The organism is Myxacorys chilensis, assembly GCF_059505265.1.
The window spans coordinates 67,701-89,802 of the sequence record NZ_JCACKG010000181.1; the positions used below are offsets into that span (position 1 = coordinate 67,701).

Here is a 22,102-nt window from a genome sequence, read left to right on the forward strand (position 1 = left end):
AGCCTTAGCGTTGGTTTGAGCCAAAAAGCTATGGGAACTGCCAAAACATGGGGAGGAGTCCTCTCTACGCGACCAGCAAGCCTATTTCGGCTCAACCCCTTTATCAGCTTAAATCGTGAGAAGATGTGCGTTGTTTAACAGTAAGCAAGGTGCCCCATAATATATCGTTTGCGTGATGACAAGCATTTGTTTAGCAATGATACGCAAAATCGTATGACTAAGCCAGAGCGAATACGGGAGGGTGATTTACCCTACCTCTCTGCTTCTACCCGGAACACTTCCTCACTCAAGGTTGATCCGGTACTGACGGCTCTCCTGCAAGCGGTTTGTGAAACAACCGTTTGGGAGTACGGTGAAGCCTGGACTCCTACACCAGACCGCGAACTGCTAGAAATTAGTTCAGCATGGTATACCCGAACTAATCTAAGCAGCGATCGCAGAATTGACTGGGAGCATTTTCATAACTGTAGCCAAAAGTTTGTGCTGCATCCAGGTGAAGGCTTGCCCGGTCGGGTTTGGGTCACTCAAGAAGCAGAATGGCTAGTCGATGCTGCTGCTGAGTTGAAGTCCTATTTCTTGCGGAATCAGATTGCTAAAGCCTTCGGAGCGAGAGCGACCTTCGGCTTACCTGTAAGTATAGGCGCGAGCCAGGCTATTCTTGTCTTTTTCATGTCTGAGGTTCGCAAGGAAGACCCGCACCTGATCGAAGCAACGCAGACTGCAGTTGCCCATTTAAGCGAGTTGTTGCCGCTTTGACTGCTTCGAGAAACAACCGATTGTCTTTGCACTTACACCCACAGACCCTTCGCGTCCAGACAAGAAGTCTTTGATGCGCTCCCATTGATCATCTCGTAGGGCGTAACGTCGAGTTGTCATGATTTCTCTAGGTGAATCAGCGATCGCTAATCCCAGTTTACCTAATTGATGACACGCCCTAGAAAAACTGCCTAATTGCTCAAGTTATTTCTACATGCCTCCTTACACTATAAACTATCGCCTTTTTCAGGCTGAGGTGCATCGACCAGTATAGAAATCACGACTGCACTAAAGCCAGCTAAACTAAAAGCAAAGTTGGTGGCGTGAGCATATTCCCACTGGTCTCTCAAGTGTGCCCAATCGGCTGGTACTGCGCTTACGGTCGCCTGTTCCATCACAACATTGACAGGTTCAATCCGTAGAAAATAGACCAGAGGAAAAGAGATCGCTAGACAAAGCGTACCTACTAGCGTCCACCAAAACGCAGGTCGGCGTTTTCGGACTAGAACGGTGAGTGCGATCGCTGAAAGAACTGCCCCTACGGTAATAAATGCACCCAGTCCTGGTGCGCCAAAGTATTGGTACAGGCTATTTTGAACCGTCAGGTAAAGCGCTCCATCGTACTGCATCTTGGCAGGTAGTTCTAAAGTATGGGCGAACTCCAACCCCATAAATAATGCAACGAGAATAAGTGTAATAAAACGCCAAGTTCTCAAAAACATAATCATCTCCCAGGTAGGGTTGAACGAATGTGTTTGTCTTGATCGAAGGGGATAGTTTATGAGTTGGTTGGTGCGAAGTGGAATATGATTTCTCGCTTTAACTCCCCAATTAATCCAGTGTGGCGCGATCGCATCGGGGATTCACTAGCCGAAAGAATAGGTCTTGGAATTTGCGGGTTCTGTTAGGATACAGCCCTAATTCTCTAGCTTTCGCGACTGCCTGAGTCCAATGATTCACTTCCAACTTACCGTAGATAGGGTGGGCGTGCCAATTCACTGCTGCAAGACTGACAAACAGGTGGCGCTCTTCTATCAACCTGAGAGAAAGGAAGAGCGATCGCTCACATCGGGGGTTACATTCATCTAGCAATGCTGGACGTTAGGACTGAACTTCACGTAGCCGACGTTCCAGGAAGCGGCGCTCACTGTCATTCGTGACCAGCTCCAGCGCACGGGCGTAGCTGTAGGCGGCGGCTTCCGAGGCTCCGACACGTCGTAGCAGATCGGCACGGGCCGCATGGAACAGGTGATAGCCGTCGAGTTCGGTGGTGAGCGCATCCATGAGTTCGATCGCCGCTTCAGGTTCACCGACCATTGCGATCGCGACCGCCCGGTTCAATGACACAATCGGTGAAGGCTGTAGGCGTTCCAGCACATCATAGAGCTGGACGATTTGCGCCCAGTCCGTTTCTTCAGCCCGCGCCGCCTGACAATGCAGTGCTGCGATCGCCGCTTGAAGCGCAAACGAACCTGTCCCGCCGCGCAGTGCCTCCTCAACGAGTGGCAGCGCCTCGGCAATTTGCTCATGATTCCAACGGCGGCGATCCTGATCTTCGAGCAGGACGAGATCGCCAGCCTCATCCAAACGAGCATTGCGCCGCGAATCGTGCAGCAACATCAGTGCAATTAGCGCCGTCACTTCTGAGGGCGGTTGCGGTGCCATCAATTGCCGCGCCAGTTGCCCCAGCCGAATCGCTTCGATGCAAAGGTCAGATCTGACTATTGTCTCGCCTTTGGTCGCCGCATAGCCTTCGTTAAAAATGAGATAAATCACCGTTAGCACTGCGTCTATTCGGGGAGAAAGATCGGTTGTGTCTGGCACCTTGTAAGGAATTCCTGCATCCCGAATCTTGCGCTTGGCACGCACGAGTCGTTGTGCCATTGTCGCTGTGGGTACGAGAAACGCGCGGGCAATTTCGTCTGTTTCCAGTCCGCCTAACATTCGCAGCGTCAGAGCGACTTGTGCCTCGATCGCCAATGCTGGGTGGCAGCAGGTAAAGATCAGGCGCAGGCGATCGTCTGGAATTTCATCAGAGTCGTAGATTGGCTCCTCGCTCGACGGAATTAACCCGGATGCAGCGTACCATTCCAGTTTTTCGCTCAACCGCGTCCGTCGTCGGAGGCGATCGATCGCTTTGTATCGAGCAGTTCGGATGATCCAAGCACGGGGAAGATCAGGCACACCACTGGTTTGCCACTGATTCGCAGCCGCTGCAAAAGCTTCTTGTGCCGCTTCTTCAGCAATGTCGAAATCTCCTATTAACCGAATCAGAATGGCGACAATTCGCCCCCATTCAGCGCGGTATGTGGCAGCGATCGCTTGGACAACATCCGATTTTGCGTTTGAAACCATACTTGGCATAAAAAATTTTTGGCAAGGTGTCGATTTGGGCAGTTGCCGTTCGACTGACTTACAAAAGAACTCAAAGGAGGTCAAGCTCGATCGTACCTGATGATAAAAAGTTTCTGCGAGGTGTCGATTTGAGCCAGCCTCATTCGACTCACTTGCAAAGGAAAAGAATGGAGGCAACCGAATGAAATATGTGCTGCTGATTTACATGGACGAAAACGCCCTGAGCGAAACCGAGCGAGAACACTGCTACGCGGAATCTGCACAATTTGCACAGCAGATTCACGCGAAGGGACAGTATCTGGCAACCGCCCCGCTCCATTCGGTCACGACGGCAACCAGCGTCCGGGTACGAGATGGCAAACCGTTCGTGACTGACGGACCATTTGCTGAAACGCGCGAACAATTGGGTGGTTTTTTCCTGGTCAATGCTCAGGATCTGGACGAAGCGATCGCGATCGCTGCCCAACTTCCTGGCGCACGTGTCGGTACGGTCGAAGTCCGCCCTGTGATTGAAGTCGCGGGCTTGCCACAGTAATGACTGCGCTCAACCTAAATCACACCTGAAACTTAGAGGAAATTCTGCAATGACCACCGCAAGCACCATCACATCTAACGAAGCTCAAATTCGCCAACTGATCGCCGCTCAACAGCGTGCCATTTGCACCAAGAACGTGGAGCAGATCATGTCCCGCTACGCTACCGAGGTGATTATCTTCGATGTCAAACCCCCGTTTCAAACTCAAGGAAAAGCGGCTGTCCGCCAAATGTGGGAAGACTGTTTGCCTTACTTCCCAGATGCTTTTGCGATCGACACACGCGACCTCACGATCGCTGTAAATGACACCTTGGCAGTTGCCCACTGGCTGTTTCGCTTCACCGGAATGGAAGACCAGCCAGCAATCCAAACCTGGATGCGCGTCACGGCTGTCTGCCAGAAAAATCAAGGCGAATGGCAGATCCTACACGAACACCTCTCGGTTCCATTTGATCCAGAGACCTCTCAAGCGGCATTCACGCTCAACCCATAGCGCTTAACCCATAGCTCAATTCACCGACCCAATTGAAGGAACGCCCAATGAAACTTAATTCTTATCTCATGTTCAACGGCAACTGCGAGGCAGCGTTCAAGTTCTATGAGCAGTGTCTCGGTGGCAAAATCGTCATGATGCTCACCCACCAAGATGCACCCTCGGCAGAACATGTACCCGCCGAATGGCATGACAAAATCATGCACGTCTGCCTCGATCTAGACGGTTCCCCTGGAATTGCGCAGAGCTCTAATCGTCTCCTAATGGGGTCTGATAGTCCACCTGGATATTTTGAAACACCCCAGGGCTTCTGTGTGCAGATCAGCGTTGATGAGCCAGCCGAGGCAGAACGCATTTTTCACGCCCTGGCAGAAAATGGCAAAGTGAAAATGCCGATTGAGCAAACCTTCTGGTCTGTTCGGTTTGGGATGCTGGTCGATCAGTTTGGTATCCCGTGGATGGTCAACTGCGAGAAAGCGGCTTAATCCTTCATTTCAGAAGACATCCACAAAAGGGTGCATCAAACGCAGAACAACAAAGCCTGTACAGGAAAGGAAAAATCAAAATGATTAAGAACGAGATCGCGCATCCAAGAATTGCTGCACAAGAGGAGTGGCTCGCCGCTCGCAAGACACTCCTCGAACACGAGAAAGAAGCGACCCAACACCGCGATCGCGTCAACGCCGAGCGGCGAAGGCTACCGATGGTCAAAATTGAGAAGGAGTATACCTTTGAGGGATCAAATGGCCCTGTCACACTGGCAGACCTGTTCGACGGACGCATTCAACTCATTGTTTATCACTTCATGTTCGACCCGGAGTGGGACAAGGGCTGCACAGGCTGCACAGGTTATGTGAACTCTTTGGGCAACCTGTCAATGCTGAGCGATCGCGACACGACCTTTGTGCTTGTCTCCCGTGCCCCACTGCCCAAACTCGAAGCCTACAAATCTCTTAGGGGATGGAGCGTTCCGTGGTACTCCTCTTTCGGGAGTGATTTCAATTATGACTTCCACGTCACGCTGGACGAGAACGTAGCGCCTATCGAGTACAACTATCGGGATAAGACTGAGCTGGAGAGAAGGAATGGCCCTAATTCGATGCAGGGTGAGGGACACGGTTTGAGCGTCTTCTTCCGCGTTGGCGACGATATTTTCTACACCTACTCAACCTATGCCCGTGGCGTTGAAGGACTCACTAACGCCTACAGCCTCCTTGATGTAACACCATACGGGCGGCAAGAGACTTTTGAGGACTCGCCTTCGGGCTATCCCCAGAAGCCGACCTACGGGTAGGAATTCTGTCAGTTTCTCAATTTCTCAGTGTGCCCATCACAGAAGAAATGTAATGGGCAAGAGATGAAACGATAACGATCAACAAAAGACAACAGGAGTCAATATGCAAACCGAATCACAAAAAGAACACCAGTGGCTACAGAAGCTCGTCGGTGAGTGGACCTGCGAAATTGAAGCGATGATGGAACCCGATCAGCCCTCTGAGAAGAGCACAGGAACCGAGAGTGTGCGATCGTTGGGCGGCTTCTGGGTTCTGGCTGAAGGGCAGGGCGAGATGCCTGGCTGCGGTCACGCAACAACCTTGATGACGCTTGGCTACGACCCCCAGAAACAGCGATATGTAGGCACCTGGGTTGGGTCGATGATGACCTATCTCTGGCTGTACGATGGCGATCTGGACGCGGATGAGAAGGTGCTGACGCTCAATTCCGACGGACCTGCAATGACTGATGACGAGAAGATGGCAAAGTACAGGGACGTGATCGAGTTCAAGAGCAACGATCATCGAGCGATGACCTCATATGTGCTGGGTGACGACGGGCAGTGGCATCACTTCATGACCGTGAACTATCGGCGGCAGTCATAGAAGTCGAGAGCAAATCGTATAAGCAGTGGAATGGGGTCATTCAACACTTTGTTCTACTGACGTTGTCTTTGATAGTGAGTGGGGGTCATTCTTTTCGACACAGTTTTGCGACGCATCTGCTGGAGCGTGGATATGACATCCGCACAATTCAGAAGTTGCTAGAGCACAAAGACGTGAAGATGACGATGATTTACAGCCACGTGCTCAACAAAGGCGATCGCGGTGTTCACAGCCCGATCGCCTGAGGCAAAGCTTCACGATCGCGCCAATTACCAGGCTGATGGTTCACTCTAGTTTCGATTGCGAGCACTACACGATCGCGACCTGAATCCGGGTGGATCATCTGTCGGTTTGGTTACTCAGGGGAGCAGGGTTGACGCTTGAGCATTGCACCCAAATGGACCAGTGAACTTGCCTTTGAACCAATTCGAGAACACGTCTATCCTCAACAACATCAACCCATAGCTCAACGCGATCGCTAACAACTCGAAGACTGGCAAGAAGTTGTTAGGCTGACTCTTACTGCATAGCCTGAGCGGTCATGACTTTTCAGGAATCATCATGCTTAATTTTGCATTTACCTCATTCGGTTGACGACACCAGTAGAAGCGGTAGCGAACCTTGTGCTATCTACAGAACAGGTGCGAAGCAAGAGCCGTGTTCAAGGGCTTACTGCTTGACAATACGGTAGCGTCGGGACCGCTTGTTTCACAGCATAGGTAGCTCCAGGCACTAAAATAAACTCACTCGCACCAACCCGACTGATGGGACTACCCCAATCATAGGTATAACCTAGTCCTGTCCAGGGTTGGAGTGCTGCCCGAATGCTTCTAAAGTACAACGCTTGATAAAAGGACTGATAGTTTTGAATGCCAGATCCTTGGGTGCGACCAGTTACTTTGGGCGGGAGCCCTGCAAAATTGAGTGGGCAGCGTCGTTGCGTAATGTCCGGGTTCACGCAAGGTCGGAAAAGATCTTGGGGACTCACCCAGAGTTCGACAAACCGATCATACTCCCAGTTGGGATTCAGACCCAGGTATTGCTTTAAGCGGAGCGTTAAGTCAGCTTCTGTTGCATTCGGATGCTGTTTCAAGTAGCGTTGGCAGAATTCTTTAACTTGAGGCGCAACCGTGACCCAGAGGAGTTGGTCTTCTTGTCTAGAACTCTTCACGTTGGGCTTGAGGTAACGCTCATAGACCTTTTGGCTTTTCCAGGTAACGACTAAGACTTGCGTCTTGGTTGAATTCCAGACTAGCAAAGGGTTGTTTGGTGTAATTGGAATGAGCGTATCCACATCTTTTTCCGGCTCAACCAACGCGGCCTCTTGAATGGCCGCACGATAGGCTGCTTGTAATGGGTCGGTTGAGGGTTGAGCAAATCCGGGTAGTAGCAAAACGCCTGGTGTGCATAATGCCGCCAGCACAGAACCTAACGCCTGGATGCTTCGCTGGGTGGCCCGCTTGCTCGTGCGCCTAACCAAGGGGCAACCAGGAAAAAAGCGGGCTGTTAGCTGCCGATCGCTTGCTCGTGATCTTGGCGTTTGCTTAGGAGCCTGGGCTGATAGCTCTTTGCTCTGACTACAAGGCAAAAGTTTCAGCAAAAGTTTCATGAGTTTGTACCTCGCTGCGGCGAGTCTTTAGGCGCTCGCCTCTTCTAAGGATGCCCTTCAGTTCTCATAAAGTCGAGGGCATCACAGCCGCTATAGCAGCGGTGGGTGCAACCTTGATCTACCTCCGTATTCCCCAGACTTTAATCCAATTGAGCAGTTCTGGTCAAAGGTCAAAAGTATTAACCGTTCTATTGCTCCTAGCATGAAGCAAGCGTTAAACAATGCCATCACAGCTGCATTTGCGCAACCAACCTTAAAGACCAAACACTGGTTTGCTCACTGCTGTTACTGTACCTCACTCGACTGAGAACCGCTATGGTTTAGGTTTGTGGCAACAATAGAGAATAGATAACAAGGCAATCATGATGGATTTACCGTTGTGGTGAGGGTATGACAGTCACAAGCTGAGTGCTATGGTTGATCGCAACGTTTGCCAGTTCAAACTGCTCAATCACCCAGGCATTCGTGATCAGATGGGTACTGATCTCAACGGCTCGATATTGGCTTGGTTCCGAAGCTAAGGCAGCTGGCAAGAGGAGCTGATCTGCTAAATGGACATCCACGGGCGCGGCCTTTGCATGGAATGCTAGAAGTTCCTGAGTAGCGATCGCGGCGACCTCTTCGGCAGGTAATCCGAGTTTTCCGACCGCCCCAAAGCCTGTCCGGGTCTGCTCATACTCAGCCGCCAGAAAAACGCCCGCTCCGGGGCCAACCCCTCGTTCTCGTCGCGGTTGCACTTGAGCTTTTAGCTGCGCTTGCTCTAACAAATTCTGTGCTCGACTTGCCATCCGTTGTGGAATATGGGACGGCAGTTCAGTGACGATCGCCAATCCCTTGACTTGCCGCAAAGTTCCCCGCTCTAACAACTGAATGGGTTTGAGCGAACCAACTCCATCCCCATTACCGCTAATCTGTAAATCCAACTCGCCACCGCCCCGTGGATACCAGCCCCAGGCAGTGAGTTTCACTGTTGCCTGCACTCCCATTTGTTGCAAGAACGGGAGATACACTTGCTCAATGTATGAAGCTGGCGGACTCCAGGGAACAAAAGTTCCCCCTTTCAAAGTGACGATTGACTCCCCTTTAATCAGTGCCAGTGGTAGCAAAACCGTTTGCAGAATCAGGGTTACTGCCCCGGCTGATCCGGTTCCCAGAGTTTGCGCTACATCAAAGGTGTACTGTCCGGCTTGAACAGGCTGGCTGGGAATGAATTCTAACTGGGTTGAACCAACGCGATCGCCTGTGACTTTTGCCTGACAAAGCGTTGCGGCTGCCCGTACCCCCGTTAAATGCTGGATTGCCAATCCTGGCTTTTGCCGTTTTGCTCGAATGCGATCAATGCGAATCGGTTGCCCAGTAATCGCCGCCAAACTTAAACTGGTGCGAAGGATTTGTCCTCCCCCTTCTCCATAGGAACCGTCGATGTGCAGCATCTTGTGATTTTGAATTGGCGATTTTGGATGTTGAATTTACAGATTAAAAGCTGTGTGGATGTTAGATATCGAGAATAACTTGAGATGTCCAACCATTGTCTGTTTTTTCGAGTTGAAACTGATGGAGCGTGACGGCTTTGACATCCACTCGCTGATGATGGCGATCGCGATCCAACCGTTCTCCTCGTGTGACTGCTGTTAGGTGATAGCCAGATTCTTTGGTTTCAATCTGAACCTGCTGTGCCCGTAACAATAACAATTCGCTGTCTTTGTAATAAACAAATTCCTGTAGAAAGTTAAACAGCAATAGATCAAGTTCCTCATTTTCTAGTTGAAAAGTGCGAGTCTCAGTGAATGCAATTGCCTCCAGATTATCAATCATGGTGTTGATCAGAGCATCTCCTGCGGATTTGAATACTTCCTCTAAATCGTCTCCCCAGGCATGAAAGGCAATGTCAGCAGTAGCGATATCTTCGAGGAATTCGTAGGGCATAGCACTTATTTCTGCTCACAGGATTGGAGGCGATCGCAAATTTCAGGCTTTTGTTGTGTAATTTGTTTGCCGATGAAAACAAGTTCTGTTGAGGAAGGTTCAAAGGGTTCTAAATCCCAGCGTCCGGCAACAAAATTAAACAGGTGAGTGCCTCCGGGAAACTGCACAAAGCCCTTGGCTCGATAGACATCAGAACTGAGAGAATCGGCAAATTCGGTGAAGCGGGCGCGATCGTATACCGCTTGTGATGTATAGCTGAAGGACTCGAACTCTGGTTGATGGCGATGATGCGGTGATGATTGTAAGCGCTCACGCCCAATGCCAAATAGCAAATCGGGATCAATCTGGCAGCGAATTGTAGGAATGATGGAAGCGATTTCGTTAATCGTGTGAAGTTTGTCCGTAATCGTTGCCAACTCCGGCTTAGAAACGAGATCCACCTTGTTGAGTAGCAGAATATCTGCTGATTCAATTTGAATGCGGCTGGTGTGTCCAATCTGGGGATACTTCACTAGGCCATCAGCATCAATGACGGTGATAACGCCATCTAGTCGTACCTGAGGCAAACTATCTTGAATGTCAAACACTAGGGCATCGGGTTCTGCCACCCCAGTTGTTTCCACAACAAGATGGTCTGGATTCACGGTTGCGATAATTTCATCAACCGCCGCTTCAAATTCACCCAGTAGCGAACAACAAACACAACCACCGCCCAGATCTGTCATCTCCACATTCTTGCCTTGCAGAATTTTTGTGTCGATCGCAATTTCGCCAAACTCATTCATCAGAATGGCGATCTTGCGTGGCACTACGGTCAGAATGTGTCGCAGTAGCGTGGTCTTGCCGCTACCAAGCGGGCCGGTAAGAACAGTTAAAGGCGTGCGTCCTAGCATACTTCACCCCTTCACATTGCCGATCGGCGTTAACCTAACCACCCGTTGACTGATGCCTGCCAACTCCGCCACTTCGATCACCTCATCGACATCTTTGTAAGCTCCTCCCGCTTCCTCTGCCAGTCCCGCATAGGAGGTACTGCGAACATAGATGCCCTTTTGCTGCATTTCTTTCTGAAGCTGCTGTCCCTGCCAGGTTTTTCGGGCTTTTGTGCGGCTCATGGTACGTCCGCTACCGTGGGCGGTGCTGAAGAAAGTTTGATCGCCTGTAGATACTCCAGTAAGCAAGTACGATCCCGTTTCCATGCTGCCGCCGATAATCACAGGCTGACCAATTTCTTGATAGCGGAATGGCAAGTCATGCATTCCGGGGCCGAAGGCGCGGGTCGCTCCCTTGCGGTGGACGAGTAACGATCGCTCCTGACCATCCACAACATGCGTCTCCAACTTGGCGGTATTGTGTGCCACATCATAAACCATGTGCATCCCCAGATCTTCGGGCGATCGCTCAAATACTTGCGAAAATACTTCGCGAATCCGGTGCAAAATTACCTGTCGATTGGCAAACGACATATTGATGCCACACTTCATCGCTGAAAAGTACGCTTGTCCTTCGGGGGAATGAAAGGGGGCACAGGCCAATTCGCGATCGAGAATCTTGATGCCGTACTTGCTTTCCATCACCTTGAGAAAGCTTTGCAGATAGTCTGTCGCGACCTGATGCCCAAACCCACGGCTGCCGCAGTGAAACATCACCACTACCTGATCAGGACGAGTTATACCCATCGCTTTGGCTAAATTCTTGTCAAAAATATTCTCCCGTTTGGCAACCTGAATTTCTAAGTAATGATTACCCGAACCTAATGTACCAATTTGGTGAGCGCCGCGATCAATCGCCTTTTCGCTAATCTTGCTGGCATCGGCTCCCTTTAAGCAGCCCTGCTCTTCCATTAATTCCAGGTCTTCTTCCCAACCATAGCCATTGCGAATGCACCATTGCGCTCCCTGCTCTGCCACCTTACGGAACTCATTCCGGGATAGTCTGACAAATCCGGCACTGCCAACGCCTGCTGGAACCCGTTCATACAGCTTATCTACCAATTGTTTGATATAAGGTTTAACCTCTTTGTAATCTAGATTGGTCGTCACTAAGCGCATTCCACAATTAATGTCAAACCCGATGCCTCCAGGAGAAATCACACCACCCTGATCCACATCCATCGCCGCTACACCCCCGATCGGGAAGCCATAGCCAAAGTGACCATCGGGCATACACAATGCATATTTGGTGATTCCGGGCAGGGTCGCAACGTTGGTGATTTGGTCATAGACGGCATCGTCCAATTCTCGAATCAATTTTTCAGTGCCGTAAATTCGCGCGGGCACCCGCATTCCCGCTTTGTAAGAGACTGGAATCTCCCAAATGACATCCGAAATTTGGTTTAAGACATCAACGGGGGCCATGACTTCACCTCGTGGACTGAGCGAAGGGGGTCTTCATTCGTAGATAGAAGTGCCTGATTCTGAATCATCACACCTGACTCAAAGCTGCTCTTTAGATTAGAGCAGCCCTGTTCTGGCAATCTAAAGGGATTGCATACAGTTTCTAAAGACACGATAAAAAGAACCTCTCTCTATAGGTTCATCCATTGAGCATTGTCACGAGTAGATTTCGCACTCAGCACCGGGATTTGATGAATAAGCCTTCAGTAGTAGATGCTATCTCTAATAAATTCGGGTGAACCATAAGCCCGCACCTCTAAAAGCCATGACTCATGGCCAACTCCCAGCAGGCTTGTACGCTGTTTTCTGATTAAAGCAAACAAAGTTCATTCAAGCGGTTTAGATGCCAATGGGCGATCGCAGGTAGCCTTTTTCGTGGGATGTTGAGCGGACTCTATTGTAAGTACGCTGTTGCCAAGGATGCGCTTTCTGCTGGAGTGAAGGACGAGCAACAAGCTGTGTTTCGTCCTCCTCCCACAGCACGCTTGCGTTGTACATCTGCTTTGAGCCAACGTTGCTCGCAGGCGGCGGCAAAACTTGGCAGGAGTGCCTCAAATGCTTTGCAGTGAAGTCCTGTCATTGCCCGTAGCAGACGGTCTTGTTGGAAGATGCGCTCCAGATTTAGCATGAATAGAACTTAGGGAACTGCTAGTTATTACCCCTTATTTCCCAACAAGTCTAATCAATCCCCTCCCTTGTCTGGGCGACGATGAAATCAACCACATCCTCCAATCGTCCAGTACGCTTATAAACTTCCCGCTGCCGCCTTGCGCCGTTGCCTTGCTGCATCGTCTTCCGCACGATCGATGAAACTTCGTCCCAGTCTCCATGCGCTTCTAGTGATGGGCGCACAAAGGCTAAAAGCTTCTCAATGAGTTCGCGGGCTGGAACGGCACGCATAACCTCGACATCGATGAGTTCTGTCTCTAATCCATAGCGTGCAGCACGCCAGTGGGCAGCGCGGATCAGTTCATGGCGTGTGGCTGGGAATGGTTTTTCTGCAAGTGCTTGTTCGTAACAAGTTCGTGCCAAAGCACGCACCAATCCCGCAACCATGACCGCTTCATCCACGGTCATAGCGACATCGGTAACGCGAAACTCGACGGTTGGGAACCGTTCGGATAATCGGACATCCCAGTAAATCTTTGTCGCTTCTTCTACACTTCCAGTGGCGACCAAGGCTTCAATAAGCGCTTGATATTCAGCGTGTGAAGAGAAAATTAACGGCGGACCGGAGATGGGCCATCTCCCCCAAATCTCCGTGCGATAACTGGCATATCCAGTATCGGTCCCAAACCAGAAGGGCGAGGAAGCGGTGAGCGCCAGTATCGGTGCTAGCCAAACTCGTGTCCGGTTCATCACCTGGATTGCCATCTCCGGATCGCTAATGCCGACGTGGACATGACAGCCAAAGATCATGAGTTCGCGAGTCAGTTGTTGGTAGTCTCGCATCAACCCTTGATACCGTTCTTTGGGGGCGATTTGCTGTTGCTTCCACTCAGAAAACGGATGGGTCCCAGCGGCAGCAATCAGATTGCCGTCTTTGGCGGCGGCAGCAATCAGTTCTCGCCGAAAGTGAATCAGCTCTGCGCGAACTTCAGACAGAGATCGACAAACCGGCGTGGCAATCTCGATTTGCGAAAGCTGAGCTTCCGGTTGTACGTCTTCTCCCAGCGTTTTTTTTGCAATTGGCAGAATTTGCTGCTGCCGCGATCGTAGTTCACGGGTCTTGGGATCGATGATTTGATATTCTTCTTCAACCCCGATGGTAAAGTCTTCTGTTGGAAGTGCCATTTTCAGTGGTTTGAGTTGAATTTTACAGATCGATGAACCGACAGGCCGCTGCCCAATGATTGCTGCAACAGCTTCTAGAAATTTTCTGGGTTCTCCACTTTGTCCATATGCCATCCTACGCTAGAACAAGCTAGCCCTCATCCCCTTGGCGATGCCAAACTGAGGCAACTAATGGGTGCAAGACCGGATGCAATGGGTTCCCAGGTTAAACCCGCATCGTGCGATCGGAAGAGTTGCCCCGTTTGGGTTCCAAATACCACCCAATTTCCCCAAGCCGTTAGGCATCCTGTGTTGATATTGTCCGAAAACCACTCTGGCAGCCCTTGATGGCATTTCTCGAAAGTTCCTGGTTGATTCAACGACCGACGATAAAGCGCGGCCTTTCCGCCTCGTGGACCCAAAGAGACACTCATCAAAATCGTTACTTCGCTGTTATCGCTGCATAGAGCGATCGCTCGGGCATAGGTCGCATGAAGATTTGCGCGATTGAACTGCCAAGACTCCCCGTGATCTTCGCTCCAAGCAAGTCCTTCAGCAGTGGCTGCGAGTACAAGATTGGGGCGCTCAGCTATGGTTTTGACTTCATGCACATCGGCGTGGAGATCGAGCGTCGGTTGCCAAGATTGCCCCTGGTCTTGTGATCTCAAGATACCGCCCACATGCACATTCACATACAGATCGTCAGAAGAACTGGCTGCTAGAGATCTCACGTCTGGTGCACCGCCCCAAGGCGTATACCACGCCTTACGCCCCTCCGCGTGATCAAAACTGTCAAGGTACTGAATCGTCCCATTTCTAATCTGCATCAGGTGTGCCTCTGACGTCCCAATTAAAATTGTTTGATCGATCGGAAGTAGACAATTGAAGCGGTGCTGATTCTCAGAGGCGACAGTCAACCACTCCCCTTCAGCAGAGCGCTGCCACACTGCCTTATGAGCGACGGTTCCTTCGGAGTTGCGCTCTGCGCTAATCACCCAAAGTTCCCTTCCCTGTATTGCCAAGGCAGTAATTGAATTCTCTTCAAGTTCCAGTCGGGGTTCAGAGTCGAGAATATACAATCCTTGTGATGTTCCTGCAAAGATGGAGGGCGGATGACGCTCAGACGTAGATCTGGCAACGGCAGGATCACCCTGAAGCTGGCTTGTACTAATCGGTTCTGCGCTCTGGGGTGCAAAGTTGACCATGATGACAATCTCCTTCTTGTTCGTAGTTTGCTCCTGTTTCGGTAGCGAACAAACAGGACATCGCACTGCGACCCAAGGTTGGTGTAAAAAATCGTGTTCTAATTCTAGTCTAGTGCTCATTTTTGGAGAGCGTTGGTGTCAACAGAATAAGATTGTTGATCACCTCATCTTTTCAACCAGTTCATGGCTAGAAGATTAGATCAATGAAAGAAGGCGAGTTTGTAGGATATCTAATCCCCAAAATTGGCGTTTCTGCTACAAGAGAGAAGCAAGTTATTTTTCAAACGCATGGCAGCCACTCTCAATCCTTACCTTTCAGGTAACTTTGCTCCCGTTCAAACCGAGTTAACTGTTGATGAATTGCCAGTCCTGGGTGAGTTACCCCCTGAACTGAATGGCATGTTTGTTCGCAACGGACCCAATCCCCAATTTCCACCGTTGGGACGTTACCACTGGTTTGATGGCGATGGGATGCTACATGGCGTTCACATCCAAAACGGCAAGGCAAGCTACCGCAATCGCTATATCCGGACTGGGGGATTTGAGCAAGAGCGGCAAGCAGGACGAGCATTGTTTGGCGGGTTGCTAGAACCTTCACAAGCAGGCTTCAAGAATGTCGCGAATACGGCTCTCGTGTGGCATTGCGGTGCGAAGCAGTTCCCCCATGAGAGTAAACGCCTGCTTGCACTTTGGGAAGGGGGTGCACCTCACGCGATTGATCTGCCTAGCTTAGACACGATCGGTTCTCACACCTTTAACGACAAGCTGACTTCCCCCGTAACTGCCCATCCTAAAGTAGATCCAGTGACGGGGGAAATGATGTTCTTTGGCTATTTCCTCGCTCAACCGCCCTACGTCAAATACAGTGTCGTTTCTCCTACAGGAGAACTGGTGCAAACCGTCCCGATCGATCTGCCTGTGGGGGTAATGATGCATGATTTTGCCATCACAGAGCACTACACCATCTTTATGGACTTGCCACTGACATTCCGCTTGGAACGGCTCCAGCGGGGAGAACCTGCTTTTGCCTTCGAGCGCGATCGCCCTAGTCGATTTGGAATTCTGCCCCGGCATGGCGATCCTCAAGCAATTCGCTGGTTTGAAGCGTCGAGTTGCTATGTCTTCCATACCCTCAATGCCTATGAAGCGGGAGATGACATTGTTTTGATTGCCTGTCGGATGGGCAGTACCAGTATCTTAGGTGCGTCTCCCGGTTCTCATGAGGGAGATAATCGGCAGATTGAAAGTGATGTGCCCTTGCTGTATCAATGGCGGTTCAACTTAAAGACAGGAACGGTGCAGGAGCAAACACTGGACGATCGCCCCTGCGAATTTCCTCGCATTAATGAACAGTATTTGGGACGACAGACCCGCTATGGCTACGCTGGTAAGAGTGCCCCAACCGAAATGCCGAAATTTGATGGTTTACTTAAGGTTGACCTGGATCATCAAAGCGTCCAAGTCCATTCATTTGGCAGAGGACGGTACGGTGGGGAGGGCGTATTTGTGCCACGACCAGGCTCGACCGTTGAGGATGATGGGTGGCTGATGACGTTTGTGCATGACGAAGCTCAGGATACATCTGAGTTAGTCATCGTTAGTACTCAATCAATGACTGATGAGGCGATCGCCCGCATTTCAATACCGCAGCGGGTTCCCTATGGCTTTCATGGCACTTGGGTTTCATTTCTACATTGCTGAGAATTTTGGGCTGAGAATTTTGGAGTAAAGCCATGACCTTTTTGAATAAAACAATCGTTCTGACGGGTGCATCGGCTGGAATTGGACGATCGCTTGCCCTGATGCTGGCTCATCAAGGCGCAAATCTAGCTCTGGCAGCTCGGAATCAAACTGCCTTGGAAGACGTGGTTCGTGCCTGCACTGAAGCTGGAGGAAAGGCGATCGCAGTTCCTACAGATGTGACTCAACCTAAGGATTGTCAGCAATTAGTTGAAAAAGCGATCGCAGCGTTTGGGCAGATTGACCTTCTAATCAACAATGCCGGAATTTCTATGCTGACACCTTTTGACCAGGTAACAGACCTCACCATCTTTGAACAAGTGATGCAGGTGAATTACCTCGGTGCTGTTTACTGCACTCACTTTGCTTTGCCTCACTTGAAAGCAAGCCGAGGGCTACTAGTGGCAATCTCCTCCCTTTCTGGCAAAACGGCTGTTCCGACTCGTTCCGGCTATGTTGCGAGTAAACACGCAATGCAAAGCTTCTTTGATACGCTCCGAATTGAATTGCAAGGAACGGGGGTCGATGTGCTAGTCATATCCCCGGGATTTGTAGCAACGGACATCCGGCAACGTGCTTTAGGAGCCGATGGAAAAACGTTAGGGCGAAGTCCGCGTGATGAAAGTCAGGGCAACATGTCGGTGGATGAATGTGTCCGTCAGATTGTTTGGGCAATAGAACGACGGAAACGCGAACACCTCATGACAATCAAAGGCAAAGTGATTCCCTGGGCAAAATTATTGATGCCAGGATTTGTTGACCGGATTGCTGCCCACGCTGCCCACACAAAAGCTTTTACCGATGAGTAGTTGCTAACTCAGCCCTACCAAACCCAATTGAGCAAAAATAGAGCACTCAGTAAGGCTTCTGTCACTACAGCGAGTGTCCCCGCCATCCCGGACAAAACCTCTCCTTGATAGGTGCAATTGGGCGAGAAGGATAGCTGGCAACAATCTCCCTGCTTAGCAGTGTCAAGACCAAGCTATTTGTTGCCTAACGCCTACCCAGTCCGACGGGCCATGAAAGCGGCAACTGCAAACGATAATTACTCGCGCCCTTCACCGCCGAAAGCGCTTTTAATTGGGTAGTGTTTGAAACGCAACTGCAACGCCTTTTTGCCCAATTCTTCAGCCGCGTCTGACAGGCTCAGTTCACTTTGGTACAGTGGGCGCTCAGCAGTCATAATTCTTCTCGGTTGCCCTCTTCATCCAAACTGGTCAGGTGAGGTCCCAGTTCTTTCGGTGGCAGGAGGTGACGTTGAAACCAAAGTCCCGCTAATCGCGCAACCTCGGAGAGTGCCCCCGGCTCTTCAAATAAGTGAGTGGCATTAGGGACAATCTCAAGCTGCTTTTCGCAAAGAAGATGCGCCATTGTTTGTTGATTGAGGTCAATGACGCTTGGGTCATTCCCCCCTACAATCAGCAAGGTTGGAGCCTGAACGCGATCGAGAACAGGTTCTGCTAGATCTGGACGACCTCCCCTCGATACCACCGCATGAACTATCTCTGGACGTTCTGCGGCTGCCATTAATGCGCCTGCTGCTCCGGTACTGGCTCCAAAACAACCGATTGGAAGATCGCGGGTATTGGGGTTTTGCGTCAGCCAGTCAATCGCACTTATTAAGCGATCGCGCAACAACGCAATGTCAAAACGCAACTTTTTGGTACGACTATCAACGGCTTCTTCTTCAGCAGTCAGCAAATCGATCAGCAGCGTTGCCAGTCCTGCCGCTTGCAGGGTTTCTGCTACATCACGATTGCGGGGACTGTGCCGACTACTGCCGCTACCGTGAGCAAATAGCACAACGCCGATCGCATTCACTGGGATACTCAAATTTCCTTCTAGCACAACTGAACCTGCTGGCACTTGCACCAAGGATTCTTCATGCGTCTGCTTGGATGTACTGTTCATGATTGCTGCTTTCCTTAGGCCTTCTGACCCATGTTTTGCATCAGTCCACCATCCACTCTCTGAGTCGGAACCTGTAACGATCGCCACTTCATTTGCCAGCTTTTTCTCGCTCATGATTCAACTCCGTTGTCAACTACTTTGAAACCGTTAGTTTTAGCAAGATTCAGAGCCTTAGGAACGAGGTGAGTTTGTATCGTCAAGATTACGACAGCAACTAGAACTCATACACATCGGCTGTTGGTCATAGGACTTTTCAAGAAAAGCTACTAGCTCTTTGATGCGCTGTAGCAGTGCTTTGATGTGATTCAGCAGTCTGGCTTGTTCTGCAATTAATGCCTGAAACCGTTCATGCTCTTCCATTTGCTTTTATCGTGTGTGCTCCTGAAAATTTTCGTGCTGATCGAAAAAAGTAGGTTCTAGAAATTTGCTCTGCCGTAAAGCCCCATCAATTCCACAGCGTCCAGTACATGGCTCTCCATAGCCTGTAAAACCTCTTCTTTACTCGCGCCTGAAGCGACATTGAGGGGTTGGTCTAGGGCATAGAGTTTGAAGAAATAACGATGGGTGCCATTGGGTGGACAGGGGCCACCAAACCCAACCTGATCAAAATCGTTTTTGCCCTGTCTGCTGCCATCGGATAGAGTATCTTGGTTTGGGATTCTTTCTGGCAACTGCCGCAGATCCGCAGGCAAGTTGTAGAGAACCCAGTGAGTGAACGTTCCATTAGGAGCGTCTGGATCACTAACAATCAAGGCAAAACTCTGTGTCCCATTGGGTGGGTCTTCCCAAGTGAGCGGAGGCGAATGATTTTTACCATCACAGGTGTACTCGAAGGGAATGGACGTTCCCGTTAAAAATTCAGGGCTGTACAGATGCATAAGTGTTGATGCTTGAATCACGATTGACTGACGATGTGAAGCAAGATCCCTGAGCCATAATCGGCTTTACAGCTTTCCTCCACCAGGACTAGCAGCATGAGTCAGGTCTGGTTTTTCCTCAGTAGGAGGACGTTGAATGGCTTGGTCAGCAGTAGGATACTGGTCGCGATCGCGGTTATTGAGCCGCACAAATGTACCGACCTGAATCGAGTGGTCAAGAGCACGAATAATGCGAACATCATTCAACCCCTCCATGCCTGATGGTTCTGGGTCTTTGTTTTGAAGGATGCAATCTGAGAAGTAGGTAAACTCAGCAGCAAGTTGGCTGTGTGGTGGAAAAGTGCGCTCCTGAGTCTCACCGTTAATAGTCAGGTAGTGTTTCAGTTCACCAAACCAAGCGTAAGCAGGGTCTAACCGCAAATCTCCCTTCGTCCCAACAATTTGATAAGTGGAAACTTGAGCTGCACCAAAACTGACGGTAAACGTTGCCAGTTGCTCATTGGGAAAGCGCAGAATCGCACTGGTCATCTCGTCTACTTCAGCAAACCGCTGTTCGCCTTTATTAGCAGCAACCGCAAACACCTCGATCGGCTCACTCTTAAATAGATACCGCGCTGCATTAATGCAGTAAACTCCAATGTCATCGATCGTGCCGCCTCCGGTCACTTCTTGCAGGCGAATGTTGCTCTCGTCTGTCACTTGTTGGGTGAAAACCGAGTTAAAGATACGCGGTTCACCAATCTGTCCCGATCGCACGACCTCAACCGCTTGCAAATTAGCAGGATCAAGATGCAGACGGTAAGCAATCATCAGCTTCACACCATTACTTTCGCAGGCATGAATCATCTGGTTACACTCATCTTCCGTCGTTGCCATTGGTTTTTCACACAGCACATGAATTGCCTGGTTTGCGGCTCTTACCGTGTATTCGCAATGCAAATGATTAGGAAGCGCAATGTAAACTGCATCTACTTCGCCACTGGTTAAACAGTCCTCGTACTCTTTGTAGGAATAGGTGTGCTGCACCCCATATTTCTGGCTGAGTTCCTTCAGCTTGACTGGATCATCAGAAACGAGGGCAACCAGTTCTGAGTTTTCAGCTTGAGCAAACGCGGGCATTGCGGCCTCTTGAGCAAACCAGCCTAGCCCAACAACGGCATACCGGATCTTGCGATTATCCCCTTCGGGAAACTGCTTTGCAACGCCATTTGTTGGTGAAGGTTGAGATGAAGTCATTAAAGTACCTCCAGCAGGATAACTGCCTAACCAACAGTTGTTCGACTGCGGTTCGGTCTTAGAATAATGTGACTTTGGCTACTGGCGGTTACAATGCGCGGCAGTTCTGCAGAGAGAAATTCTGCATCGTTCATACGCAAGAAATCACTGCGATCGCTTTGCTACCACCATAGTAGTTCGCCTATCTAGCGTAGAAATCCAGGAAAGTCTTTTCCTCTAACTTGTGAGCTATATCCGCTGATTGTGGTATTAAACCTATGGAAGGGGTTATATAAAGCTTGGGAGTTTCCGACTGAGAAATATTGGGTTACAACGTAACTATGCAGCCTGTTCCGCTAGAGTCAAGGCGCAGCGGGATGACAAACGCTCAAAAAGAGACGCTGAAGACATAAGGGGCGATCGCGTAAACTTGATATTCTCAACAGGCTGTACTCAAGCAGTACGCAAACGCTCAATATCCCGGATCGGTGGCGCACCAAATAGGCGAGAATACTCACGGCTGAACTGTGAAGGGCTTTCATACCCCACCTGATAGGCAGCGTTCGTTGCATCAAAGTTTTCCGCCAGCATCAGGCGACGCGCTTCCAATAGTCTTAACTGCTTTTGATATTGCAGCGGACTCATAGATGTCACTTCTTTGAAATGGTGATGAAACGATGAAGGAGACATTCTGGCTTGCTCGGCTAGATTCTCAACCCGCAGCGGTTGGGCAAAATCAGTTTTGAGCAGCTTTATCACCTCAGCAATTCGCTGCATAATGCTGCCAGATGTGGCAATTTGGCGAACTGCTTCGCCTTGCTCCCCCATTAAAAGACGGTAGTAGATTTCGCGGATAATCATGGGTGCCAGCATGGGGATATCCTGCGGCGTATCCAAAAGCCCGGTCAATCGGAGAGCGCAATCGAGCAAAGAGGCATCGGCAGTGCTGACAAACAAGCCTCTGGTGGAGTTCCTTTTCTGACCCTCGATCGCACTGGTTTGGGCAGTAATCATATCGCAGAGTTGTCGAGGATCTAGGTTCAGTTTAAATCCTAAATACGGCTGCTCTGGAGTTGCCTCGACAATAAAAGCGGTCAGTGGCAAATCAACAGAGACAACTAAATACTGAGCCGCGCCATAACGATAAGTTTCCTCACCTAGCAAGGCTTCTTTTTTGCCCTGAACAAGGATGGCGAGGAGCGGCTCACTGACACCGCATAGCGCAGCAGAAACAGAAGATTCTCGTTGAAATTCCAGCCCATCTATCGCTGTTCTATAAAAACCGTCGCCTTTGCCGTTGGTTTGCTGTGTGATTAATGCCGCCAATTTTTTGCATTGATTTGCGATCGCCATACAGTTTCTTGGCTCATTTAATCCCGTTCTGTTGAGCATTGTAGACCAATTCTAACGATTTAAAGCTCTGGATTTGG

General features: G+C 50.1%; 25 protein-coding genes and 2 pseudogenes. 10 read left to right on the forward strand and 17 right to left on the reverse strand.

All coding sequences use genetic code 11. From position 1 onward, the window contains the following. Positions 1 to 213: 213 nt before the first annotated feature. Positions 214 to 756, forward strand: a complete 543-nt coding sequence (locus AC5JLB_RS15420) for a hypothetical protein (RefSeq protein ID WP_495874713.1) — start codon at positions 214 to 216, stop codon at positions 754 to 756. On the opposite strand, the pseudogene AC5JLB_RS15425 reads toward AC5JLB_RS15420, so the two are convergent. From AC5JLB_RS15425 to AC5JLB_RS15440, 4 genes and pseudogenes are all read right to left on the reverse strand, one after another. Then, positions 755 to 876, reverse strand: a pseudogene (locus AC5JLB_RS15425) (IS5/IS1182 family transposase); the annotation flags it as partial. The gene AC5JLB_RS15420 and the pseudogene AC5JLB_RS15425 overlap by 2 nt on opposite strands. A 107-nt stretch (positions 877 to 983) precedes the next feature. Beyond that, on the reverse strand, positions 984 to 1,478 hold the full coding sequence (locus tag AC5JLB_RS15430) for a hypothetical protein (RefSeq protein WP_495874714.1): 495 nt from the start codon (positions 1,476 to 1,478) through the stop codon (positions 984 to 986). Between the two features lie 109 nt (positions 1,479 to 1,587). Then, complete coding sequence (locus AC5JLB_RS15435) at positions 1,588 to 1,848, reverse strand: helix-turn-helix transcriptional regulator (RefSeq protein WP_495874715.1); 261 nt, start codon at positions 1,846 to 1,848, stop codon at positions 1,588 to 1,590. 9 nt (positions 1,849 to 1,857) lie between these two features. After that, on the reverse strand, positions 1,858 to 3,120 hold the full coding sequence (locus tag AC5JLB_RS15440) for an RNA polymerase sigma factor (protein WP_495874716.1): 1,263 nt from the start codon (positions 3,118 to 3,120) through the stop codon (positions 1,858 to 1,860). 172 nt (positions 3,121 to 3,292) lie between these two features. Between AC5JLB_RS15440 and AC5JLB_RS15445 the strand changes: the two genes are divergently transcribed. The 6 genes from AC5JLB_RS15445 (at position 3,293) to AC5JLB_RS15470 (ending at position 6,264) form a co-directional block, all read left to right on the forward strand. Beyond that, positions 3,293 to 3,646, forward strand: a complete 354-nt coding sequence (locus tag AC5JLB_RS15445) for a YciI family protein (protein ID WP_495874717.1) — start codon at positions 3,293 to 3,295, stop codon at positions 3,644 to 3,646. A 49-nt stretch (positions 3,647 to 3,695) separates the two neighbouring features. Next, entirely contained in the window at positions 3,696 to 4,139 is a 444-nt protein-coding gene (locus AC5JLB_RS15450; protein ID WP_495874718.1) for a YybH family protein, read from the forward strand. A gap of 47 nt (positions 4,140 to 4,186) precedes the next feature. Next, on the forward strand, positions 4,187 to 4,624 hold the full coding sequence (locus AC5JLB_RS15455) for a VOC family protein (protein WP_495874719.1): 438 nt from the start codon (positions 4,187 to 4,189) through the stop codon (positions 4,622 to 4,624). A gap of 80 nt (positions 4,625 to 4,704) precedes the next feature. Continuing rightward, the gene (locus tag AC5JLB_RS15460) at positions 4,705 to 5,433 is read left to right on the forward strand and encodes a DUF899 domain-containing protein (RefSeq protein ID WP_495874720.1); all 729 of its coding nucleotides are present in this window, start codon (positions 4,705 to 4,707) and stop codon (positions 5,431 to 5,433) included. Between the two features lie 103 nt (positions 5,434 to 5,536). After that, positions 5,537 to 6,019 carry a DUF1579 domain-containing protein gene (locus tag AC5JLB_RS15465; protein ID WP_495874721.1) on the forward strand — a complete coding sequence of 161 codons (483 nt, stop codon included), beginning with the start codon at positions 5,537 to 5,539 and terminating at the stop codon, positions 6,017 to 6,019. Further along, positions 5,977 to 6,264, forward strand: a complete 288-nt coding sequence (locus tag AC5JLB_RS15470) for a tyrosine-type recombinase/integrase (RefSeq protein WP_495874722.1) — start codon at positions 5,977 to 5,979, stop codon at positions 6,262 to 6,264. Before AC5JLB_RS15465 ends, AC5JLB_RS15470 begins: the two co-directional genes overlap by 43 nt. A gap of 416 nt (positions 6,265 to 6,680) precedes the next feature. Here AC5JLB_RS15470 and AC5JLB_RS15475 read toward each other — a convergent pair whose 3' ends face one another. Then, positions 6,681 to 7,628, reverse strand: a complete 948-nt coding sequence (locus AC5JLB_RS15475; protein WP_495874723.1) for a hypothetical protein — start codon at positions 7,626 to 7,628, stop codon at positions 6,681 to 6,683. A 127-nt stretch (positions 7,629 to 7,755) separates the two neighbouring features. On the opposite strand from AC5JLB_RS15475, the pseudogene AC5JLB_RS15480 reads away from it, so the two are divergent. Then, positions 7,756 to 7,935: pseudogene (locus tag AC5JLB_RS15480) on the forward strand (IS630-like element ISMae26 family transposase); the annotation flags it as partial. A gap of 64 nt (positions 7,936 to 7,999) precedes the next feature. Here the strand turns inward: AC5JLB_RS15480 and rtcA are convergent. The 7 genes from rtcA to AC5JLB_RS15515 all read right to left on the reverse strand — a co-directional run bounded on the left by rtcA (position 8,000) and on the right by AC5JLB_RS15515 (position 14,928). Next, the gene (gene rtcA, locus AC5JLB_RS15485; RefSeq protein WP_495874724.1) at positions 8,000 to 9,061 is read right to left on the reverse strand and encodes an RNA 3'-terminal phosphate cyclase; all 1,062 of its coding nucleotides are present in this window, start codon (positions 9,059 to 9,061) and stop codon (positions 8,000 to 8,002) included. Between the two features lie 61 nt (positions 9,062 to 9,122). Continuing rightward, complete coding sequence (locus tag AC5JLB_RS15490; RefSeq protein ID WP_495874725.1) at positions 9,123 to 9,554, reverse strand: archease; 432 nt, start codon at positions 9,552 to 9,554, stop codon at positions 9,123 to 9,125. Between the two features lie 5 nt (positions 9,555 to 9,559). After that, positions 9,560 to 10,447, reverse strand: coding sequence for a CobW family GTP-binding protein (locus AC5JLB_RS15495; RefSeq protein ID WP_495874726.1), 888 nt, complete (start codon positions 10,445 to 10,447; stop codon positions 9,560 to 9,562). Between the two features lie 3 nt (positions 10,448 to 10,450). Continuing rightward, positions 10,451 to 11,911, reverse strand: coding sequence for an RtcB family protein (locus AC5JLB_RS15500; RefSeq protein WP_495874727.1), 1,461 nt, complete (start codon positions 11,909 to 11,911; stop codon positions 10,451 to 10,453). Between the two features lie 378 nt (positions 11,912 to 12,289). Next, positions 12,290 to 12,448 carry a hypothetical protein gene (locus tag AC5JLB_RS15505; RefSeq protein ID WP_495874728.1) on the reverse strand — a complete coding sequence of 53 codons (159 nt, stop codon included), beginning with the start codon at positions 12,446 to 12,448 and terminating at the stop codon, positions 12,290 to 12,292. 180 nt (positions 12,449 to 12,628) lie between these two features. Next, positions 12,629 to 13,858: a carboxylate-amine ligase gene (locus AC5JLB_RS15510; RefSeq protein WP_495874729.1), complete on the reverse strand. Its 1,230-nt coding sequence runs from the start codon at positions 13,856 to 13,858 to the stop codon at positions 12,629 to 12,631. Between the two features lie 23 nt (positions 13,859 to 13,881). Then, the gene (locus AC5JLB_RS15515; RefSeq protein ID WP_495874730.1) at positions 13,882 to 14,928 is read right to left on the reverse strand and encodes a WD40/YVTN/BNR-like repeat-containing protein; all 1,047 of its coding nucleotides are present in this window, start codon (positions 14,926 to 14,928) and stop codon (positions 13,882 to 13,884) included. A gap of 288 nt (positions 14,929 to 15,216) precedes the next feature. Here AC5JLB_RS15515 and AC5JLB_RS15520 point away from each other — a divergent pair, with 288 nt between their 5' ends. Both AC5JLB_RS15520 and AC5JLB_RS15525 read left to right on the forward strand, forming a co-directional pair. Beyond that, positions 15,217 to 16,629: a carotenoid oxygenase family protein gene (locus tag AC5JLB_RS15520; protein ID WP_495874731.1), complete on the forward strand. Its 1,413-nt coding sequence runs from the start codon at positions 15,217 to 15,219 to the stop codon at positions 16,627 to 16,629. Positions 16,630 to 16,661: 32 nt separating this feature from the next. Further along, entirely contained in the window at positions 16,662 to 17,477 is an 816-nt protein-coding gene (locus AC5JLB_RS15525) for an SDR family oxidoreductase (protein ID WP_495874732.1), read from the forward strand. Positions 17,478 to 17,713: 236 nt separating this feature from the next. Here the strand turns inward: AC5JLB_RS15525 and AC5JLB_RS15530 are convergent, their stop codons facing one another. From AC5JLB_RS15530 to AC5JLB_RS15550, 5 genes are all read right to left on the reverse strand, one after another. Next, on the reverse strand, positions 17,714 to 17,851 hold the full coding sequence (locus tag AC5JLB_RS15530) for a hypothetical protein (protein WP_495874733.1): 138 nt from the start codon (positions 17,849 to 17,851) through the stop codon (positions 17,714 to 17,716). After that, positions 17,848 to 18,693, reverse strand: coding sequence for a dienelactone hydrolase family protein (locus AC5JLB_RS15535; RefSeq protein ID WP_495874734.1), 846 nt, complete (start codon positions 18,691 to 18,693; stop codon positions 17,848 to 17,850). Before AC5JLB_RS15535 ends, AC5JLB_RS15530 begins: the two co-directional genes overlap by 4 nt. Positions 18,694 to 18,995: 302 nt before the next feature. Beyond that, positions 18,996 to 19,457 carry a YbhB/YbcL family Raf kinase inhibitor-like protein gene (locus tag AC5JLB_RS15540; RefSeq protein ID WP_495874735.1) on the reverse strand — a complete coding sequence of 154 codons (462 nt, stop codon included), beginning with the start codon at positions 19,455 to 19,457 and terminating at the stop codon, positions 18,996 to 18,998. A gap of 66 nt (positions 19,458 to 19,523) precedes the next feature. After that, positions 19,524 to 20,693, reverse strand: coding sequence for a Gfo/Idh/MocA family oxidoreductase (locus AC5JLB_RS15545; RefSeq protein WP_495874736.1), 1,170 nt, complete (start codon positions 20,691 to 20,693; stop codon positions 19,524 to 19,526). A gap of 432 nt (positions 20,694 to 21,125) precedes the next feature. Beyond that, positions 21,126 to 22,064, reverse strand: coding sequence for an AraC family transcriptional regulator (locus tag AC5JLB_RS15550; protein ID WP_495874737.1), 939 nt, complete (start codon positions 22,062 to 22,064; stop codon positions 21,126 to 21,128). Between the last annotated feature and the right edge of the window lie 38 nt (positions 22,065 to 22,102).

What these genes read in the sequence shown, in the direction of transcription:
- AC5JLB_RS15420 (WP_495874713.1), top strand. Translation starts at nt 214, where the DNA reads ATGACTAAGCCAGAGCGAATACGGGAGGGTGATTTACCCTACCTCTCT.
- AC5JLB_RS15430 (WP_495874714.1), bottom strand. Translation starts at nt 1,478, where the DNA reads ATGTTTTTGAGAACTTGGCGTTTTATTACACTTATTCTCGTTGCATTA.
- AC5JLB_RS15440 (WP_495874716.1), bottom strand. Translation starts at nt 3,120, where the DNA reads ATGCCAAGTATGGTTTCAAACGCAAAATCGGATGTTGTCCAAGCGATC.
- AC5JLB_RS15445 (WP_495874717.1), top strand. Translation starts at nt 3,293, where the DNA reads ATGAAATATGTGCTGCTGATTTACATGGACGAAAACGCCCTGAGCGAA.
- AC5JLB_RS15450 (WP_495874718.1), top strand. Translation starts at nt 3,696, where the DNA reads ATGACCACCGCAAGCACCATCACATCTAACGAAGCTCAAATTCGCCAA.
- AC5JLB_RS15455 (WP_495874719.1), top strand. Translation starts at nt 4,187, where the DNA reads ATGAAACTTAATTCTTATCTCATGTTCAACGGCAACTGCGAGGCAGCG.
- AC5JLB_RS15460 (WP_495874720.1), top strand. Translation starts at nt 4,705, where the DNA reads ATGATTAAGAACGAGATCGCGCATCCAAGAATTGCTGCACAAGAGGAG.
- AC5JLB_RS15465 (WP_495874721.1), top strand. Translation starts at nt 5,537, where the DNA reads ATGCAAACCGAATCACAAAAAGAACACCAGTGGCTACAGAAGCTCGTC.
- AC5JLB_RS15475 (WP_495874723.1), bottom strand. Translation starts at nt 7,628, where the DNA reads ATGAAACTTTTGCTGAAACTTTTGCCTTGTAGTCAGAGCAAAGAGCTA.
- rtcA (WP_495874724.1), bottom strand. Translation starts at nt 9,061, where the DNA reads ATGCTGCACATCGACGGTTCCTATGGAGAAGGGGGAGGACAAATCCTT.
- AC5JLB_RS15490 (WP_495874725.1), bottom strand. Translation starts at nt 9,554, where the DNA reads ATGCCCTACGAATTCCTCGAAGATATCGCTACTGCTGACATTGCCTTT.
- AC5JLB_RS15495 (WP_495874726.1), bottom strand. Translation starts at nt 10,447, where the DNA reads ATGCTAGGACGCACGCCTTTAACTGTTCTTACCGGCCCGCTTGGTAGC.
- AC5JLB_RS15500 (WP_495874727.1), bottom strand. Translation starts at nt 11,911, where the DNA reads ATGGCCCCCGTTGATGTCTTAAACCAAATTTCGGATGTCATTTGGGAG.
- AC5JLB_RS15505 (WP_495874728.1), bottom strand. Translation starts at nt 12,448, where the DNA reads ATGTACAACGCAAGCGTGCTGTGGGAGGAGGACGAAACACAGCTTGTT.
- AC5JLB_RS15510 (WP_495874729.1), bottom strand. Translation starts at nt 13,858, where the DNA reads ATGGCATATGGACAAAGTGGAGAACCCAGAAAATTTCTAGAAGCTGTT.
- AC5JLB_RS15515 (WP_495874730.1), bottom strand. Translation starts at nt 14,928, where the DNA reads ATGGTCAACTTTGCACCCCAGAGCGCAGAACCGATTAGTACAAGCCAG.
- AC5JLB_RS15520 (WP_495874731.1), top strand. Translation starts at nt 15,217, where the DNA reads ATGGCAGCCACTCTCAATCCTTACCTTTCAGGTAACTTTGCTCCCGTT.
- AC5JLB_RS15525 (WP_495874732.1), top strand. Translation starts at nt 16,662, where the DNA reads ATGACCTTTTTGAATAAAACAATCGTTCTGACGGGTGCATCGGCTGGA.
- AC5JLB_RS15530 (WP_495874733.1), bottom strand. Translation starts at nt 17,851, where the DNA reads ATGACTGCTGAGCGCCCACTGTACCAAAGTGAACTGAGCCTGTCAGAC.
- AC5JLB_RS15535 (WP_495874734.1), bottom strand. Translation starts at nt 18,693, where the DNA reads ATGAGCGAGAAAAAGCTGGCAAATGAAGTGGCGATCGTTACAGGTTCC.
- AC5JLB_RS15540 (WP_495874735.1), bottom strand. Translation starts at nt 19,457, where the DNA reads ATGCATCTGTACAGCCCTGAATTTTTAACGGGAACGTCCATTCCCTTC.
- AC5JLB_RS15545 (WP_495874736.1), bottom strand. Translation starts at nt 20,693, where the DNA reads ATGACTTCATCTCAACCTTCACCAACAAATGGCGTTGCAAAGCAGTTT.
- AC5JLB_RS15550 (WP_495874737.1), bottom strand. Translation starts at nt 22,064, where the DNA reads ATGCTCAACAGAACGGGATTAAATGAGCCAAGAAACTGTATGGCGATC.